Annotated in this window: 16 protein-coding genes; 2 read left to right on the forward strand and 14 right to left on the reverse strand. The window is 33.3% G+C overall.

Annotated features, from left to right (window positions below):
• Positions 1–100: 100 nt before the first annotated feature.
• Positions 101–1,024, forward strand: coding sequence for a tail fiber protein (locus tag RC62_RS13000; protein ID WP_055095807.1), 924 nt, complete (start codon positions 101–103; stop codon positions 1,022–1,024).
• Between the two features lie 125 nt (positions 1,025–1,149).
• Here RC62_RS13000 and RC62_RS13005 read toward each other — a convergent pair whose 3' ends face one another.
• A complete protein-coding gene (locus RC62_RS13005) occupies positions 1,150–2,874 on the reverse strand; it encodes an ATP-binding protein (protein WP_055095809.1) in 1,725 nt (574 codons plus the stop codon).
• 58 nt (positions 2,875–2,932) lie between these two features.
• On the reverse strand, positions 2,933–3,109 hold the full coding sequence (locus tag RC62_RS22995) for a hypothetical protein (RefSeq protein WP_167343858.1): 177 nt from the start codon (positions 3,107–3,109) through the stop codon (positions 2,933–2,935).
• Positions 3,110–4,201: 1,092 nt separating this feature from the next.
• Between RC62_RS22995 and RC62_RS13010 the strand changes: the two genes are divergently transcribed.
• Positions 4,202–4,567 (forward strand): hypothetical protein, encoded by a 366-nt coding sequence (locus tag RC62_RS13010; protein WP_055095811.1) that lies wholly within the window; start codon positions 4,202–4,204, stop codon positions 4,565–4,567.
• Positions 4,568–4,644: 77 nt separating this feature from the next.
• On the opposite strand, the gene RC62_RS13015 is transcribed toward RC62_RS13010, so the two are convergent.
• The 12 genes from RC62_RS13015 to RC62_RS13075 all read right to left on the reverse strand — a co-directional run bounded on the left by RC62_RS13015 (position 4,645) and on the right by RC62_RS13075 (position 14,239).
• The gene (locus RC62_RS13015; RefSeq protein ID WP_055095813.1) at positions 4,645–5,997 is read right to left on the reverse strand and encodes a GH1 family beta-glucosidase; all 1,353 of its coding nucleotides are present in this window, start codon (positions 5,995–5,997) and stop codon (positions 4,645–4,647) included.
• Positions 5,998–6,154: 157 nt separating this feature from the next.
• Entirely contained in the window at positions 6,155–7,120 is a 966-nt protein-coding gene (locus RC62_RS13020; protein WP_082421292.1) for an urea transporter, read from the reverse strand.
• 62 nt (positions 7,121–7,182) lie between these two features.
• A complete protein-coding gene (locus tag RC62_RS13025; protein WP_055095815.1) occupies positions 7,183–7,881 on the reverse strand; it encodes a sulfite exporter TauE/SafE family protein in 699 nt (232 codons plus the stop codon).
• Position 7,882: 1 nt separating this feature from the next.
• Positions 7,883–8,677 carry an urease accessory protein UreD gene (locus RC62_RS13030; protein ID WP_055095817.1) on the reverse strand — a complete coding sequence of 265 codons (795 nt, stop codon included), beginning with the start codon at positions 8,675–8,677 and terminating at the stop codon, positions 7,883–7,885.
• Positions 8,677–9,315 (reverse strand): urease accessory protein UreG, encoded by a 639-nt coding sequence (gene ureG / locus RC62_RS13035; protein WP_055095819.1) that lies wholly within the window; start codon positions 9,313–9,315, stop codon positions 8,677–8,679. The genes RC62_RS13030 and ureG overlap by 1 nt, the downstream gene beginning before the upstream one ends.
• A gap of 21 nt (positions 9,316–9,336) precedes the next feature.
• Complete coding sequence (locus RC62_RS13040; RefSeq protein WP_055095821.1) at positions 9,337–10,026, reverse strand: urease accessory protein UreF; 690 nt, start codon at positions 10,024–10,026, stop codon at positions 9,337–9,339.
• Entirely contained in the window at positions 10,019–10,525 is a 507-nt protein-coding gene (gene ureE, locus RC62_RS13045; protein ID WP_055095822.1) for an urease accessory protein UreE, read from the reverse strand. Before ureE ends, RC62_RS13040 begins: the two co-directional genes overlap by 8 nt.
• A 36-nt stretch (positions 10,526–10,561) precedes the next feature.
• Positions 10,562–12,277, reverse strand: coding sequence for an urease subunit alpha (ureC, locus tag RC62_RS13050; RefSeq protein WP_055095824.1), 1,716 nt, complete (start codon positions 12,275–12,277; stop codon positions 10,562–10,564).
• Positions 12,274–12,648: an urease subunit beta gene (gene ureB / locus RC62_RS13055; RefSeq protein ID WP_055095826.1), complete on the reverse strand. Its 375-nt coding sequence runs from the start codon at positions 12,646–12,648 to the stop codon at positions 12,274–12,276. The genes ureC and ureB overlap by 4 nt, the downstream gene beginning before the upstream one ends.
• A gap of 16 nt (positions 12,649–12,664) precedes the next feature.
• Entirely contained in the window at positions 12,665–12,967 is a 303-nt protein-coding gene (gene ureA, locus RC62_RS13060) for an urease subunit gamma (protein WP_055095828.1), read from the reverse strand.
• Positions 12,968–13,609: 642 nt separating this feature from the next.
• On the reverse strand, positions 13,610–13,819 hold the full coding sequence (locus RC62_RS13070) for a hypothetical protein (RefSeq protein ID WP_055095831.1): 210 nt from the start codon (positions 13,817–13,819) through the stop codon (positions 13,610–13,612).
• A gap of 9 nt (positions 13,820–13,828) precedes the next feature.
• Positions 13,829–14,239, reverse strand: a complete 411-nt coding sequence (locus RC62_RS13075) for a hypothetical protein (protein ID WP_055095833.1) — start codon at positions 14,237–14,239, stop codon at positions 13,829–13,831.
• Positions 14,240–14,542: the final 303 nt, after the last annotated feature.

Raw genomic sequence — 14,542 nt, forward strand, 5'->3', positions numbered from 1 at the left:
TTTTCATTTTACGAGAACAAAAAAAATAAAGAAGCAAAATTGAAGAATTCGTTAAAATGTTGATATAGTTTATATTGTAAATAAAAAATAAGAAAATAAAATGAAACTAAATATTAGTTTAATAGCGATTACGATTGCATTATTAAGTGGAGTAAATGTAAAAGCTCAAACTTTGAATCCAACTTTTTTAATAAAAGATTCTGGTGCGGCAGATATTTTTAAAGGAGGTTATACTTTTTCTTATACAACAGCGGGCAGTCCGTTTAATGGTTCGTTAATAAGTTTTGGAGGAGCTGGAAATAATTATGATTGTCAGATAAATTCTGATTATTTAAAAAATCGAATCTCTTTTAGGACAAAAAATGGAGATACTAATCCTGGTGTCTGGAATCCATGGAATGAAATACCAACGACACTTGGAAATAATAATTTTGCAGGGAATCAAAATATTGCAGGATCAGTAGGTATTGGAACTACAAGTTTGACCTCTCCGCTAACAGTAGGAGAGTATCACGGTATCAAATTATCTGTAGGGGGGACGAATTGGGTAAGCAAAAATATTCTTCAAACAAGTTGGGTTTCAGGAATAGGAGATTTTACAGAAATAAATGTAGTAGGTCAGTTTGCAAATAATGCTTCGATTAGATTAATTGAAAATGGTAATGTTGGTATTGGAGTAGTTAATCCTGATTCAAAATTGACTGTTGCAGGAAATATTCACGCACGAGAAGTAAAAGTAACCGTAAAAGCCGGAGAAGTCCCTGATTACGTTTTTACAAATAATTACAAATTAAAATCATTGCAGGAAGTTGAAAAGTACATTAAAGAAAATAATCATTTACCTGAAATTCCTTCCGCTCAGGAAATGGAGAAGAATGGCTTAATGCTTGCAGAAATGAATTTGAGTTTGCTTAAAAAAATAGAAGAATTGACTTTGCATGCAATAGAGCAACAAAAAAAAGTAGACCAATTAATTAAAATTGTCGAAAAACAAAATGACAGATTAAATTCATTAGAAAAATAAATAATTCTAAATTAATTATTATATAAAAAGCCTTTCAAGAGTAAAATTTTGAAAGGCTTTTTTGTTTATTGTGTTCTTATCAGAAGTTAAATTTTTGTCTATAATCTTAGTCATTTAATCTCAGTTTATTTCGGCATGGATATCTTTGCTCTAAAGCCTTTATTTGGTTCTGTATCAAAATCAATAGTTCCTTTAACAGCCTGCATACGGTTTTCCATATTTTGGAGGCCATTTTTTAAAAGTTTCGATTTTTCAGAGCCTTTACCATTATCATTATAGTTTATTGAGATTGATTTTTGATCACTTTCAAATTTTATAAGAACTAAATTTGCGTTACTGTGTTTTTTCATATTCACCATTAATTCCTGTAAAATACGACTAATGGTAATCTTTTTTATATCATCAATAATTTCCCAGTTTATATTTTCGAGATTAGTGGCAATAATATTTCGTTCGCTGGTATTATAAGCCGAAAGCATTTCTTTTATCCTGTTTGTAAAGTCTATACCGGTATCAATTTTATTGTTTTCTCTTGAAACGCCTCTTACGCGCCCGTAGATATCATCTAATTTTTGGAGTAGATTCTCTTTGGTACTTTCCGTAGATAACGGTTGAGATTCGGCGAAAGCAATGACCTGAAAGACGTCGTTTGCCAATTCATCGTGGATTTTTTTAGCTATTCGGGTTTCAGTGTTATATGAAGTCTGGAATTCTATAGCTCTGTTTTTATTTTTATAATATCGTATTAATATCGCTATTAAAATGACTAAAAAGACAAATACAATCACAAAAACAATTCGGAGATATTTATCTTTTTGAAGGGATAACAAGTTTTCTGCTTTTTCTAAACGAAGTTTTGCGTTTTCGTCTTTTTCTTTTTTAGAATCATATTTAATTTTAGCAAATTTATTTTTAAAGTTATTTCGAACCTTAATAATACTATCGTTTAGTGTAAAGTACCTTTGAACATATGTACTATTTTTAGCACTATGATCATTAGAAATAAGAATCTGCAAGGCTTCTAATCTTTCGTCAACACTATTTAGCTTTGTGGCTGCATTGTAAGCAGCTAAGGCATTTTCATTTGATTTCTGAAGGTCTTTTTTAGCATAATAATCGGCAAGGTGCAGATAACTTTCAATACTATGATAAGTATCCTTAAATTCATTTCTTATAGAGAGGGCTTGACTCATTAATAGAAATCCTTTTTCATCCATTCCTTTCTTAAAATATGCGTAACCCAGATTATCTATAAGTATTACATTGTCAACTATATAATCTTTATCTTTTAATAGTTTTTTGTTTAAAAGAGATTCTAAAAGAGCAATTGCTTTGTCGTATTTTTTTTGTTGGATGTAAACTGGCGCAATATTACTTAAAGGGGTTATCTTATCATTAGGATCATTATAATCATTTGCTGCTTTTTTATAGTAAAAAATAGCATCATCGTAAAGAGAAAGCTCTTTGTCTGCAATGCCTAATCTATTATTTATTTCAGCTGTATAGATGCTCTTTGGTTTAACATAAGATAAAGCTTCGGTTACAGTCTCTTTACTGCCATAGTAATCTCCGTTGACTTGCTGAATTGATCCCATTACTATAAGTATGTAACCAATATTAGCACTGTCCTTTTTTCCACTTTCTTTTAACGTTTCATAAAGTTGTTTTGATTTATAAAACTCGTAAAAAGCGGTATTAAAGTTTTGTTTTTCGTAATTTTCAATGGCTTTATTTCGTAAACTAAGTGCTTCTTTTCGTATGGATTCAGTGTTGGTATTAAGGATCTTTTTTTCTTTACAGGAAAATAGAAAAATAAGTATAATAAAATAAAAAAACGGGGACCGTAACATATAAATTTACTTTCCCCGAAAATAGTAATTAATTAGATACTAAAAATATTTATTTAGCTTAAATTGTTGGTGGTGGAATCTTACCACCATCACCTGGACCATCCGCGTAAGTTGGTTTTATGTGATTAATAGCTTTTTCTGTATCTTTTTTTGGTTGCGTCTCGTATTCATCTGGAGTACAAGAAAATATAGTGAACAATAACGCAAAAGCGATAAATAGTATTAGTTTTTTCATTTTAATTTAATTTAGAAATTAGACATAGGTATTGCTGTCCGGATTGATCCAGAACTTGATTGAGGCAATACCAAATTGCTTTTTTGGGAAGTAAAGTGTGTAGAACTGTAAGACGTTGTTTATACTTCCCGATTAAACTCGGTCTTACGGTTTTTTTACACTGTTAATTTGAACTAGTTTATATTTATGTTTTAGTCTGCAGACAAAACCTGAACTAATTTCTTTGGCAAAGTAAAGGCACTTTGAGCCCTTTGTAGATAAGGGATTCCCAGAATTCCCGCGTTTTCCTAAGATTCCTGAAAATTCCCTAAAACAAAATACAATGCATAGTCATTTAGGTCTGTTAGAACCTTTTATTTAAATGGAAAACGAATCTGATCTCTATTATAATAGATACAAAAAGTTCTAAAAAAGTTGGATCGAACTATAAAAAAAAGTTAAAATGTAGATTTGAATAAATCAATAAATTGAGATTAATAGTAGAAGTAATCAAATTGTTGAAAAACAAGAAATAAATCATAGAATTACGTTTAGTTTTTAAAAATGAAAATGAAGAGTCGAAAGAGAATCCTGAAACGGGAAATCTTTTGTTTGATTTTAAAGTTGTATTTTCTAAAAAAAATAGTTTAGAAAATATATCAACGAAAAATAATTATGGTAGAAATTGGAGTTGTCGCTTTGAGTCTATCTGTGTGTTTATACTTTGCACAGAAAAAAGATTGGATAGAATAATTTCTAATAGAAATTGGAAAGCATTTTGAAAAATAAAATGCTTAAAGAAGTAAAACAAATAATTTTTTAAGGAGTAATTCAGTGGTGTAAAAAGTTTGTTTTTTGGCATATATTTACTGTTATTTCTACAATAAAGATAAGCAAAATTTATCAATAAACCTACTGAAAACAAGGGAAATGATCGTTTTTTTTGCTTTAAAACAGATGTTTTTTATCAATTTTTTTTGGGATCTATTGATTATCTTTTTTACAAATAAAACTTGTTTTTTCGGGTATTTAGATTGTAATAAAATTAGTTATATTTATATTACATTATAGAGATTTTGATTTCTGGTGACTATCGATTTAAAAACATTTTTTATGAAAAAGCTCCTAATATTATTAATTGTTTTATGCACTTTTGGTTGTAAAAAATATGTTGTTTCGTTTGAGCAGCCAACCAATATAAAACTGGATAACTTAAAACTGGAAATACTTCTGGATAAAAAGAAAGTTCAGGAAATTAGCTTAAAAGCAACAAAGGGGATGCCTGGTTATGAAATAGCAGAATTGCCGGTATCAGATGCCGGAAAACACCTGCTTCAGGTTAAAGTAAATGATACAACCTTTAGCTATGATATAAAGTATCCGGAAGAAAGATATATTCTGGTCACAGCCTACCTAAAAGCGAATGGCAAGCTTCATATCGGAATCCTAAAACAGCAATATAATTTTAGATTGCGTTGAAAGAGGATTTTAGTTGAAATAAAAAAGCCTTTCACAATTTAGTTGCAAAAGGCTTTTTATGTTTTAGTTATCAGGGTTTAAGATAAAAAATCCTTAAACCATAATCCGGAATGCTTTATAGTTCGTTGCTGTGTTTCGAAATCAACATGAATTAACCCAAATCTGGCATTGTAACCTTCCGCCCATTCGAAGTTATCCGTAAGGCTCCATACAAAGTATCCTTCGACATTTAAACCATCATTTCTGGCTTTAAGAATTTGTTCTAAATGATCCTGAATATAATGGGTACGCTTGATATCGTAGACCTTTCCATTAGAAAGTGTATCCGGAAAAGCAGCACCATTTTCAGTAATGATTATTTTTTTAATGCCTTTATATTCGTTGAATTTCTTTAGAACATGATAAAGGGCAGGAGGATACACTTCCCATCCCATATCGGTTGAGATTACGTTTCTTTTTTCAGCACTTATCAATTCGGCACCAATATAAGGGATCAACATTGCCGATTTTACAACTTCGCGTGTGTAACATTGCAGGCCTATAAAGTCAAAATCGAAAGACAAATTGTTGAGATCATCTTCTAAAATATAATTATTGAGTTTTTTAAGCACTGGTAAATCGGCTTGTGGATAACCCAATCCTAAAATAGGTTCTATAAAAGTTCTGTTCAATAAAGTATCAACACGTTTTGCGGCTTCAATATCTTTTGCGCTTTGCGTTGCCGGCTCAATATGAGTACAAGAAAAAGTGGTTCCTATATTCGCTTCAGGAACAAGATTACGTACTTTTTTTGCCCCGGCTGTCGTTGCCAGTGTTACGTGATGCATGGCTTTAAGGTAATTGGTAATTCCTTTTTTCCCCGGAGCGTGAATGCCCAGAAAATATCCGGCACCTGTAAAAACAGAAGGTTCATTGATAACCATCCAGTTCTTGACACGATCCCCAAAGTGTTGCGCACATATGGCGACATAATCTGAAAACCATGAAACGGATTCTCTATTGGTCCAGCCTCCTTTTGTTTCTAACGACTGAGGCAAATCCCAATGATAAAGCGTTATCCAGGGTTCTATGCCTGATGCCAGTAAAGAGTCAATGATTTTGTTGTAATAATCAATACCAGCTTGGTTTACAGAATCAGTTCCTGTGGGCATAATTCTGGTCCAACTGATAGAAAACCTAAAATTCGGAATGTTTAATTCCTTCATCAAGTCAATATCGTTCTGATAAGAGTTATAGAAATCGCAAGCGGTAAGCGCATGATGTCCGTTTTTTATTTTTCCTTTTTGAGAAGTAAAAACATCCCAAATAGACGAACCTTTTCCATCAGCATCATGAGCCCCTTCAATTTGGAAAGCAGCGGTTGAAACACCCCACAAGAAATCATCTCCAAATTGGTCTTTGTTCAAAAATGAGTTCTCAATTTTATTCATTCAAATAGTTTTTTCCTTTTCTATTGTAATTTATTAATGAAGGAAAGAAGATTGCATAGCTCTTAAAAAAAGCCATTCTTTGAATGAAACCAGAAAATTTAGGTTGAAAAATTTCATAACGTTTAGTTTTATTCAAATTAATAAAACAGATATGAATTTAACGTAATGTAAAGATTATTAAAATGTTAAGTAAATTCTGAATTCGCTTTTTTAGATTTTTTTGCAAGAAAATCTCCAGTTTGTCTTTTCTGTTTTTAAGAGGTAACACTAAACATGCGGTAATTACAAAAGGTAAAGTAAAAGCGCCACCAGCATTTTTAAGAATTTCAAATTTTGCATTTACTAGCGCAATGTTAATGATGACACAAATTACAACTGACAGAACAACTAAGATGCCGTCTATTTTTTTAGTTCCGGCAAAAACGATGGCGCATAAAACGGCATTAAAGCTAAAAAGTCCCATATGGATTTCGTTTATGGGTTCATGTCCGTGAAAAGATAGTGCAGAGCTTATGGCAGAACCCAGTAAACCGTATAATGCCGAAATAGGAGAATTAATATATACACCAATAAAGAAGAGAAGTCCCGCCCAGATATTTGCCTGAAAAATGACTTCACCAAACCCATTTGTTTCAGAAGTAAAACTATCTATGTTCGATAAGTCAGGAACATTCATAAAAGCGTCAGATGGACCAATAGAAGTAAAATGATGAAGTAATGTTACTGCTACCCAGGTTACGAGAATAAATGGAAAAGTAAAGACGACAATTTTTCTTCTTATAAAAAAATGCTGAAGCAGGGCGGCTGTTACAGATCCTAAAAAAATACAGATCCATATCAGTGCTTCATTTTTAAATAGAAAAACAAGGGCAACCCCAATTAACGCCGGACTAAATCCGTACAATCCCGTACTGATTTCTTTTTGATCGTATTTTAAAAACCGGGCTGTCAGCGTACCAGTTAAAGAAGCAAAAAGTACTGCAATTCCCATTGATGGTGATCCTATAAAAAGACCTATTGTAAAAAATAAACCTGTGAGACTATTTTCCTGTAGCATTATTTGTCCAATACCTCTAAAAACTTCAGTAATGAGAGGAAACTTCTGGGTTGTTATTTTGTTCATTTTCTTTAATTTATGAGTTGTATTTATTTTATGATAAAAATTTTATCATGCTATTGTAGTTTTTACCAACCCAGGAATACCATCCCAAAGGCACATATTGTGATAACAAAACCTCCTATTGCATTAGAATAACGCTCCAGTTTTTCGGTTTTGATAAGATTATATCCATAACGCCCCAACATTACCATGATTAACATTGTGATAACAGTAGAAATGGAAAAGACACTAATTAAAACAGTAATTTCAGTTACAGAGCGATGTGTTCCTGAAAAGAAAAGCAACGGAATAAGTGGTTCACTTGGACCCATTACAAAAATGGCAAAAAGAACTAATGGCGTTACTTTTACTCTTTTATTGGGCATAACAATTTCACCGTGTTTGTGTTCAAAAACATAGACATCCTCACCTAAAACATCAAAATGTTTATGTGGTTTGTTTTTGTAGGCCTGCCAAAGACCATATGTAAAATAAACAAGGCCAAAAATTAATAATGCCCAGCCGGATATATTTCCGCGTAAATCCTGAAACCAACTTATTTTATTCATCTGCCATCCTAAAAACACAGCGACAAGCCCCAGAACAACTGAACTTAAAATATGACCAAATCCGCAGACAATTGTTAGAATATAGGTTTTAAATGGGGACCATTTTCTGGAACGCGATAAAACAATAAACGGTAAATAATGATCCGGTCCTGACATTGTATGTATAGAACTAATAGAAATTGCAGTGAGCGATAACGCCCATAATGTTTCTGTCATATTAAAGTACTTTGGGTGTAATGCACCACATTTTTTCCTGTATTTTCTGGAAACAATCAAAAATTTGTTCGCCTCCGTCACCTAATACTCTTACCACAAAACCGTCATTTTGAAGAGATGAAATCCCAAATTGTAATCCTTTTTCAAGAGACAGCATTTCAAAAATTTCTTCAATAGAATCATCTGTGTTGTTATTAGTTGTATTTAAGTATACTAAAGTACCCTGATGCGTAAATTCTTCTAGAGAGCCTATAGCATCAAGCGGAATAATTTGTGGACGTAATAAAATATTGTCTTTAAAAATTAATTTTTGATTGTAAATAACTTCTGTTTTATTCTGAAAATGATTGTATTTAAAAATTTCTCCATGATGTTTTCTTCCGCAGGTAATTATTTCTCCTATCATAAAATTGCAATTGTCTTCTATATAGATCGTATTGGTACTTATAAAAGTTGAATTTTCGTGTGGTACAATTGGATGTGGCACATAAAAAAAAGAAGTATGAGGCTGCATGGTGACAGTAAAACTTTGCGTTGCATGATCATCCATATTGAATAAACGCTGATAGGATTGTGATAAAAGCTGTAATCGGGCATTCTCTTCCATCAGAATATCCATGTAATAGTGATCGCCGCTTAAAATACCCGGTGACGAACTTGTTATCATCAAATAGGCAGCGCCATCTTTTTTTAATTGTCCTACAGGAACAACCCGAAAAGGAGGATTTACAAACACATCTTTAAGATATGATTTTCCATCTCTGCATCCTGTTACGATAGTGAGTTTAGAGTCCATCAGCGGTACAGCTTAGGCTCTTCTGTTTCTTCTAAAAGGGCATATTTTTTAATCCAGCCAATGATGCTGTCGAGACCTTCATCAGATCTTAAATTGCTAAAAACAAATGGTTTCCCTTGGCGCATTCTGCGTGCATCATTTTCCATTACTTCTAAACTTGCTCCTACCATTGGTGCCAGATCAATTTTATTAATCAGCAAAAGATCAGAACGGGTAATTCCGGGTCCGCCTTTTCTGGGGATTTTTTCTCCTCCGGATACATCAATAACAAAAATTGTAACATCAGCCAGATCCGGACTAAAAGTGGCCGAAAGGTTGTCGCCGCCACTTTCTATCAAAATAATTTCGATATTCGGGAATCTTTTTGCGAGTTCATCTACGGCTTCCAGATTCATACTTGCGTCTTCACGAATTGCCGTATGCGGGCATCCGCCGGTTTCGACACCTATGATTTTTTCTTTTGGCAAAAGACTGTTTTTAGTCATGAATTCTGCATCTTCTTTGGTGTAGATGTCATTTGTAATTACCCCAATATCATAACTATCGATCATTTTTCTGGAAAGTCTTTCCAAAAGGGCGGTTTTACCGGATCCTACAGGGCCTGCAACACCAATTTTTATATATTTTCTTTCTTCCATTTGAGTATTTATTTTATTATTTTAAGACATATAAAGTCTTGAATACAGCCTTTCATGCTGCATGGCACGTATGTCGAATGCAATACTGCACATTCCTATGAGATTTTTGTCCAGGCAAAGGGTTTCTTGTACCAATTGCTCTATTTTGGGTTGAAAGCGAAACATCATGTCCTGACCATCTAACTGGCTTAAAGGCACTAACTTTACACTATTGGTAATCATCCCGATGCAGCTATTGTAAAAAAAGGCAAATAAGGATTCTTGAATCGGAATTTCCATCAAGCAGGCATGCATACCAAATGCAATCGCATAATGACCTGTTGCATCGCCTTTCTGAATGCTTTTTTCATATTGTTGTGCTAAATCAAACTCTTTATGCCGTCTGAATATTTTAATGAATCGCAGCCCTAATTTTTGGCTCGCGTCCCGCATTTCTCTGGGGGATTTAAATGCGGTACATTCCTGATCCAAAAGAATCAGGGCTTGCAGATCATCGTTTAATGTTTTTTCGTACGCCAATCGCATAAAGGATGCATCATTGAATTTGATGTTGTATTGCAGCATATTTTCAATAAAAATTTCTGCCGTGGCGGTATTATTTACTTTATTATTCTGTACATAGGTTTCTAAACCATTTGAATGCGAAAATCCCCCTATTGGCAATGTTGGATCTGAAATGTGCAATAAGCTGCCTAAAAATTTACTAGTCATTTTTTGAGGCGATATTGATTATTTTACTAAATAAAGAGGTGTTCCCGGAGTGCCCGTGAGGTTCTACGTTTGATTTTAATAGATGAAGTAATTGATGCTCCTCTTTTACAGGTTCATATCCTCCGGCTTCCAGCCATCGAAACATAGGCATTTCAAAAGGCATTAAAACTAACTCGTCCTGAATAAAAAGAGGCATGTGTTTATTGCCAATTTCATAGCAAACAGTTCCTATTTGTAACATCGTTTTTGGGGTAATTACTATTGCATCACATGGTTTTATATGTACAACGATTGCTTTCTCATTATCTGTAAAAAGGATATCACCGTCATGCAAACGCTGTCCTTCTCTCAGGAATTTTATAGACAATTCAGTTCCGCCATTACTTGTTTTGCGTTGTATTCGTTTTGTAGCATCATACCATTCCATCTCTAATAGATCAATTTTTAGTTTACCTAACGATTGCAGGGCGGTATTACCTAATATTTCTTTAATAAGCATATGATAACTTTTTTATAATAACTTCTGGACTAATTCCTAAAACATGAAATACAGTTGTGCTAATGGTAATTTGTCCGCCGGCTCACAGGTGATATGTTCTCCGTCTACAAATACTTTATAGTTTTCTGCATTTACTTCAATATCTGGTGTTCCGCTATTGTGAATCATATTTGCTTTAGAAATTTTTCGGCAGTTTTTTACCGGAAGCACTATTTTTTTCAGGCCATATTCTTCAATAATTCCTTTATCAATAGAAATTTGTGATACAAAAGTGGCACAGGTACCATATTTGGCTTTTCCATGTGCGCCGAACATATTTCTGTAAATAATAGGCTGAGGTGTTGGAATCGAAGCATTTGGATCTCCCATTTTTGCTGCTGCAATAAATCCGCCTTTATAGATTATTTCAGGTTTTACACCAAACAAAGCGGGTTTCCAAAGTACAAAATCAGCCATTTTACCAATTTCTATAGATCCTACATAATCAGAAATCCCGTGAGCAATTGCCGGATTGATGGTGTATTTAGAAATATATCTTTTTACGCGGAAATTATCATTCTCCGTATCTGTTTCCAGATAACCTCTTTGCGAACGCATTTTACTTGCTGTCTGCCATGTTCTGGTCACTACTTCTCCCACGCGTCCCATGGCTTGAGAATCTGAACTCATAATGCTAAAAACGCCCATATCCTGCAATATATCTTCGGCCGCAATTGTTTCTGGGCGAATTCTGGAATCTGCAAATGCAACATCTTCAGGAATGTTTTTACTTAAGTGATGACAAACCATCAACATATCCAGATGCTCATCGATTGTGTTTTTAGTATAAGGTCTTGTTGGGTTTGTTGATGCAGGTAAAACATTTTTATACATTGCGGCTTTTATAATATCCGGTGCATGTCCGCCTCCGGCACCTTCTGTATGAAAAGTATGTATTACCCTGCCATTAATTGCGTTCATGGTATCTTCAAGAAAACCAGATTCGTTTAGCGTATCTGTATGTATAGCAACTTGTACATCATATTGATCTGCTACAGTTAATGATGCATCAATAACGGCTGGAGTTGCTCCCCAGTCTTCATGAATTTTTAGTCCTAAAGCACCGGCTTCAATTTGTTCTATTAAGGGTTGTAGAGTAGAGCAGTTTCCTTTACCAAAGAAACCTAAATTCATGGGATATTCTTCTGCGGCCTGAAGCATTTTTTCAAGGTTCCATTTTCCTGGAGTAATGGTTGTTGCATTAGTTCCGTCATTTGGTCCGGTTCCTCCGCCAATCATTGTGGTAATACCGCTGTATAAAGCGGTTTCTATTTGCTGCGGACAAATAAAATGGATGTGTGTGTCAATTCCGCCTGCAGTTAGAATATAGCCTTTACCACCATGAACTTCTGTAGAGGCACTTATGATGAGGTTAGGATCTACACCATCCATAATATCGGGATTTCCTGCTTTACCAATTCCTACGATTTTACCATCACGAACACCAACATCAGCTTTTACGATTCCCCAGTGATCAATAATGATAACTCCGGTAATACACAGGTCTAATGAACCTTGTTCTCTTATGGTTGTGGTAGATTGTCCCATACCATCACGAACGGTTTTTCCTCCTCCAAAAATTACCTCATCGCCATATACGGCATAATCTTTTTCGATTTCGATGATTAAATCGGTATCGCCTAATCTTATTTTATCTCCGGTTGTAGGTCCGGCAAGATTAGCATATTTATCTCTGATTATTTTAAGGCTCATTTTGATATGGTTTTAAAGTTCAGTTTATCAACTAATTGTAATGCCAATTTTTTATTCTGAGATGAATTAGCATCTCCGTTTACAAGATTATTAAGTCCTATAATTTTACGATTTCCGCCAATTTTTACCAGGTTTACTTCTTTGTGTTCTCCCGGTTCAAAACGAACCGCTGTTCCTGCAGGAATATTTAAACGCATGCAAAATGCGGCTTTGCGATCAAATTCCATAGCTTTGTTTACTTCAAAAAAATGAAAATGAGATCCAATTTGTATGGGGCGGTCACCTGTGTTTACTACCTTTATGCTTGTTGTTTCCCTGTATTCATTTAAGATAATATCGCCTTCTTTTATAAATATTTCTCCTGGTATCATTTTTAGTTTTTTAAGATTAACGAATTGGGTTATGAACGGTTACGAGTTTTGTTCCGTCAGGAAAAGTTGCTTCTACCTGTATGTCATGAATCATTTCAGGAACGCCCTGCATTACGTCATCACGGGTGAGAACTTTGGCACCGCTTTGCATGAGTTCGGCTACGCTGCTGCCATCTCTGGCGCCTTCCATTACATAAGCGGTAATCAGTGCAATACTTTCTGGATAATTAAGTTTCAGACCGCGGGCTTTTCTTTTTAAAGCAACTTCAGAAGCTAAGAAAACCATCAATTTTTCGGTTTCTCTGGGAGTTAAGTGCATGTTTATTTTATTTAAGATTATTAAATTGAAGAAATACGGGAATGTTGTAGGGGTTTTGGACAACCAAATACCGAATAGAAAAAAAACTAAGGAATTTTTAATGCGTGATAACGCAAAAATAATGGGAGGTGAAATTGTATAGTTATTTGATGATCTTTCAGAATTGATCGACTATCAAATGAATTGATTTGTAAATAAGTAAATATTTTATAAGAGATAAAAAAGAAATTATCCAGATCAATATCTTCTAAAGAAATTGCAGCATTTGTATGATTGTCTGCTAAAGCAAATACTTTATTAAGTAAAGATTCTTTTTTTGAATTCTCCTGTAATAAGAATGAAGTTTTGCTGTTGAGAAACAAATTAAAAGAGAGAAAAAATAAAAATATAACGCTAAATAGTAAAACAAAATTTGTTTTATTCTTGATTTCTAAAGCACTATTTATTTTATTGTAAAACACTTTTTTGTAAATAATATTTTACAAAATTAATATATGTGTTTATTTTATATAATAATTTACCTGATAAATTTTTGTTAAATAAAAATACAGAGTTTTTTTATTCAAAAAAAATCACTCAAATACAAAGTAATGATTTGTAAATGAGTGAATTATTTTTTAAGTTTTATAAAAGTCAATTTAATTAATCTTCCCAACCACAAAGTGTAAGGCCTAATCCTTGTGCTTGTTTAAGAGATGTTTTTACCGTTCCGTGGCTACAAGAAGATAAACCGCGACAGGATTCAGTAAAATGGTATTTTTTTGCACCGGTTGATCCGCAGATATAAACTTTAGTTTCCGGTGGGCCAAAAGAGGTCAGAAAAACAAATAGAAGTAGTAATGTATATTTCATAACGGTTTTTTATTTGACAATTAATTGGTATTCATTTCCTTTTTTATCGCAGGCTTTTAACTTGCCGTATGAAATCCATTCGGTATTAATTTCGACATCGGTGACAGTATCACAAATTAAAATTCCTGCGCCGTATTTTCCCTGAACATTGATATTCCCGCAAACAGAATCGCCTTTAAAATTGATTCCTTTTACATCATAATTATATTCATATTGTCCCGGATTTCCAGTTCTGTATTCATATTGGTATTTGTTGTTTACATGATACGTTTTGGCTTCTTCGGCTGTAATTGTTTTACGGTCATCCGGCGTAATTACTTGTTTGTAGAACGAATTAATTTGTGGTGGAGGTGGAGCAGAAGCCTTTTTACAGGAAAGAGTTACAAGTAATAAAAATAGAATAAAGTAGTTTTTTTGCATAGGCGTTTGGATAAAATTTAAAATTTAAATTGCTGTTTTTTGGCATCTGAAATAAATAATTATAACAATATTTCAGGTCTTAAATCTAATTAGAAATACTTTCTTTATAATGCGTATTAATACTTGATTTTAGCTTTAATACGGTTTCATAAAGTATGAAAGTTTCCAGTATTTTTTTCAAAAGTAAAACCAATAAAAGCCAGTATTTTATGGAAATCCGTAAAGTGGGAGGATTTTCAGGAAAGTTTTGAAGATTTTTTTAAATGGAAAAAAGAGGACAATAATTTCCTCTTTTAAATGTAT

The sequence above is a fragment of the Flavobacterium aquidurense genome, from assembly GCF_001404985.1.
Lineage (GTDB): Bacteria > Bacteroidota > Bacteroidia > Flavobacteriales > Flavobacteriaceae > Flavobacterium > Flavobacterium aquidurense_B.

Coding starts and splice junctions, on each gene's coding strand:
- RC62_RS13075 (WP_055095833.1), bottom strand. CDS start 14,239: ATGCAAAAAAACTACTTTATTCTATTTTTATTACTTGTAACTCTTTCC.
- RC62_RS13030 (WP_055095817.1), bottom strand. CDS start 8,677: ATGGACTCTAAACTCACTATCGTAACAGGATGCAGAGATGGAAAATCA.
- RC62_RS13000 (WP_055095807.1), top strand. CDS start 101: ATGAAACTAAATATTAGTTTAATAGCGATTACGATTGCATTATTAAGT.
- RC62_RS13015 (WP_055095813.1), bottom strand. CDS start 5,997: ATGAATAAAATTGAGAACTCATTTTTGAACAAAGACCAATTTGGAGAT.
- RC62_RS13010 (WP_055095811.1), top strand. CDS start 4,202: ATGAAAAAGCTCCTAATATTATTAATTGTTTTATGCACTTTTGGTTGT.
- ureB (WP_055095826.1), bottom strand. CDS start 12,648: ATGATACCAGGAGAAATATTTATAAAAGAAGGCGATATTATCTTAAAT.
- RC62_RS13020 (WP_082421292.1), bottom strand. CDS start 7,120: ATGAACAAAATAACAACCCAGAAGTTTCCTCTCATTACTGAAGTTTTT.
- ureA (WP_055095828.1), bottom strand. CDS start 12,967: ATGCACTTAACTCCCAGAGAAACCGAAAAATTGATGGTTTTCTTAGCT.
- RC62_RS13025 (WP_055095815.1), bottom strand. CDS start 7,881: ATGACAGAAACATTATGGGCGTTATCGCTCACTGCAATTTCTATTAGT.
- RC62_RS22995 (WP_167343858.1), bottom strand. CDS start 3,109: ATGAAAAAACTAATACTATTTATCGCTTTTGCGTTATTGTTCACTATA.
- RC62_RS13005 (WP_055095809.1), bottom strand. CDS start 2,874: ATGTTACGGTCCCCGTTTTTTTATTTTATTATACTTATTTTTCTATTT.
- ureC (WP_055095824.1), bottom strand. CDS start 12,277: ATGAGCCTTAAAATAATCAGAGATAAATATGCTAATCTTGCCGGACCT.
- ureE (WP_055095822.1), bottom strand. CDS start 10,525: ATGCTTATTAAAGAAATATTAGGTAATACCGCCCTGCAATCGTTAGGT.
- RC62_RS13040 (WP_055095821.1), bottom strand. CDS start 10,026: ATGACTAGTAAATTTTTAGGCAGCTTATTGCACATTTCAGATCCAACA.
- ureG (WP_055095819.1), bottom strand. CDS start 9,315: ATGGAAGAAAGAAAATATATAAAAATTGGTGTTGCAGGCCCTGTAGGA.
- RC62_RS13070 (WP_055095831.1), bottom strand. CDS start 13,819: ATGAAATATACATTACTACTTCTATTTGTTTTTCTGACCTCTTTTGGC.